4 protein-coding genes are annotated in these 2,885 nt (G+C 72.3%); 3 read left to right on the top strand and 1 reads right to left on the bottom strand.

Annotated elements, in window-relative coordinates:
* The first annotated feature begins 66 nt into the window (after positions 1–66).
* The 3 genes from ACZJYS_RS23805 to ACZJYS_RS23795 all read left to right on the top strand — a co-directional run bounded on the left by ACZJYS_RS23805 (position 67) and on the right by ACZJYS_RS23795 (position 1,212).
* The gene (locus ACZJYS_RS23805) at positions 67–552 is read left to right on the top strand and encodes a glutathione peroxidase (protein ID WP_109516433.1); all 486 of its coding nucleotides are present in this window, start codon (positions 67–69) and stop codon (positions 550–552) included.
* Between the two features lie 78 nt (positions 553–630).
* Positions 631–894, top strand: coding sequence for a DksA/TraR family C4-type zinc finger protein (locus ACZJYS_RS23800; protein WP_109516432.1), 264 nt, complete (start codon positions 631–633; stop codon positions 892–894).
* Between the two features lie 75 nt (positions 895–969).
* The gene (locus ACZJYS_RS23795) at positions 970–1,212 is read left to right on the top strand and encodes a hypothetical protein (RefSeq protein ID WP_109516431.1); all 243 of its coding nucleotides are present in this window, start codon (positions 970–972) and stop codon (positions 1,210–1,212) included.
* A 28-nt stretch (positions 1,213–1,240) separates the two neighbouring features.
* Here the strand turns inward: ACZJYS_RS23795 and ACZJYS_RS23790 are convergent, their stop codons facing one another.
* The gene (locus ACZJYS_RS23790) at positions 1,241–2,863 is read right to left on the bottom strand and encodes a peptide chain release factor 3 (RefSeq protein WP_493180572.1); all 1,623 of its coding nucleotides are present in this window, start codon (positions 2,861–2,863) and stop codon (positions 1,241–1,243) included.
* Positions 2,864–2,885 lie beyond the last annotated feature (22 nt).

Here is a 2,885-nt window from a genome sequence, read left to right as displayed (position 1 = left end):
CACCTGCGTCGGCTGCCAGTCCGCGCTGGACCGCCGCCCGCCACCAAAGCCCGGAGACTCTCGCGCATGACCGACTCGCCCCTCGCCGCCTTTTCCGCGCGCCGCTCCGACGGGCGGGAGACACCGCTCGCCGAATTCGCCGGGCAGGTGCTGCTGGTGGTCAACACCGCCAGCGCCTGCGGCTTCACGCCGCAATATGCGGGGCTGGAGGAATTGCAGCGCGACTACGCGCCCCGCGGCTTCAGCGTGCTGGCCTTCCCCTGCAACCAGTTCGGCCGGCAGGAGCCGGGGGACGATGCCAGCATCGCGCAGTTCTGCGAGACGCGCTTCCAGGCCAGTTTCCCGCTCTTCGCCAAGGTGGAGGTGAATGGCGACGGCGCGCACCCGCTGTTCCGCCACCTGAAGGCGCAGCAGCCGGGGCTGCTGGGCACGGAGGCCATCAAGTGGAACTTCACCAAGTTCCTGCTCGACCGGCAGGGCCGGGTGGCGGGCCGCTTCGCCCCCGCCACGCCCCCGGCGAAGCTGCGCGGCGCCATCGAGGCGCTGCTCTAGGGGCCCCCGCCGCTTGGCGCCGCCGCCCCCGCGCCCCATCTGAACGCCACGCGGCAACGAGACAGCGGGAGCGCGGCCATGGCCAGCGGATGGGCGCCCGACGGCGCGGTGCAGGAGCAGATCGACGACACGGTGACGGACGGCATCCGGCGCGCCCGCGCCCGCATGCCCGCCGGCGAGGGCGAGCTGCATTGCGTGGAATGCGGCGAGCCGATCCCCGCCGCGCGGCGCCGCGCCCTGCCCGGGGCGCGCACCTGCGTCGGCTGCCAGTCCGCGCTGGACCGCCGCCCGGCGCAGTTCGGCATCAACCGCCGCGGCAGCAAGGACAGCCAGCTGAAGTGAGCCGCTCGCGAAGTTCTGCGTGATTCGGCGCGGCGCGCCCGGCTAGGCTTCCCGAAACAGAACAGGGAGGCCGCCATGAGCGACGAGATCCAGGACTACCGCACGACGGAGAGCGACTACCTGCCGCACGTCATCGCGCGCTGCGTCGAGAAGGCCAACCGCCACAACCTGCCCTACCGCTTCCGCCTGAACGGGGCGGAGGTCGTCGTCACCCCTGGCCAGACGGCGGATGCGGTGAATGACGAGGTGCAGCGCCAGTGGCAGCGCAACCGCACCCCGCCCGCCCACCACGCCGCCAGCCACGCCGCGCCGGGCTGAGGGGCGGGACAGGCCGGGGGGCGGCGCCTCAGGCGGCGGCCGCCCCTTCCACCCCGTGCTGCTCGCGCAGGGCCAGGAAGCGGAGCTGCGGCCATTCCTCCTCCGCCCGCTTGCGGCCCCAGTCGGAGGTGAAGAAGGCCACCGGCTCGTTGTCGTGGTCCTCGGCCATCTGGCTCGGCGCGGTGCGCAGGAAGCGGTCCAGCACCGCGCGGTCCTGCGGCCCGTCCTCCTTCGTCGCCACCCAGCGCAGGGAGGACCAGGAGGTGTTCTCGAAGGTGATGTGCACCCCGTATTCCGCCTGGATGCGGCTGCTCAGCACGTCGAGCTGAAGCTGGCCGACCACGCCGACCACCGGCTGGCTGCCGTCGAGCGGGCGGAACACCTGCACCACCCCCTCATCGGCCAGCTGGTCCAGCGCCTTGCGCAGCTTCTTGGCCAGCATCGGGTCATCGAGCCGCACGCGGCGCAGGATCTCGGGCGCGAAGCTCGGCACGCCGCGGAAGTTCAGCGCCTCGCCATCGGTCAGCGTGTCGCCGATGCGCAGCACGCCGTGGTTGGCGATGCCCACCACGTCGCCCGGCCAAGCCTCCTCCGCCACCTGCCGCTCCTTGGCGAAGAAGAACAGCGGCGCGTTGACCGGGATGCTCTTGCCGGTGCGCACCTGCTTCAGCCGCGCCCCCTTGCGGAGCCGCCCGGAGCAGATGCGCAGGAAGGCCACGCGGTCGCGGTGGTTGAGGTCGGTGTTGGCCTGGATCTTGAAGACGAAGCCGGTGAGCTTCTCCTCCTCCGGCTCCACGGTGCGGGCGTCGGCCCGGCGGGCGGAGGGGGGCGGCGCGAACTGCGCCAGGCCATCCAGCAGGTGCCGCACCCCGAAGCCGCGCAGCGCCGAGCCGAAATAGACCGGCGTCAGGTGCCCCTCGCGGAAGGAGGCGAGGTCGAACTCCGGATAGACGGAGGCCAGCTCCATCCCTTCGCGCAGCACGTCGCCCTGGCCGTGCGGCAGCAGCCCGTCGATCCGCGCATCCTCGGGCCCGTCCAGCGCCTCGCGCCGCTCGCCGCCCTCGGCGACGAGGCGCAGGCTGTTGTCGTGCCGGTCGTACACCCCCGCGAAGGTGCCGCCCGAGCCGACCGGCCAGGTGGCCGGCGTCACGTCCAGCGCCAGGGTCTTCTCGATCTCGTCGAGCAGCTCCAGCGGCTCCCGCGCCTCGCGGTCCATCTTGTTGATGAAGGTGACGATCGGGATGTCGCGCAGGCGGCAGACCTCGAACAGCTTGCGGGTCTGCGCCTCGATGCCCTTGGCGGCGTCGATCACCATCACCGCGGCGTCCACCGCCGAGAGGGTGCGGTAGGTGTCCTCGGAGAAATCCTCGTGGCCTGGCGTGTCGAGCAGGTTGAACACCTGGCCGGCATACTCGAAGGTCATCACCGAGGTGGCGACCGAGATGCCGCGGTCCTGCTCGATCTTCATCCAGTCCGAGCGGGTGCGGCGCCGCTCGCCCTTGGCGCGCACGGCGCCGGCGATCTGGATGGCGCCGCCCAGCAGCAGCAGCTGCTCGGTCAGCGTGGTCTTGCCGGCGTCGGGGTGGGCGATGATGGCGAAGGTGCGCCGGCGCCCGGCCTCGGCCGCCGTCTGGCTGGTCGCGGTGTCCATCTGCTCCGACGCGCTCACTCGG

It is taken from the genome of Roseomonas sp. TS2 (assembly GCF_058833935.1).
The sequence above is the reverse complement of the archived record's forward strand: the minus strand, read 5'-3'. Positions and strand labels throughout refer to the sequence as shown.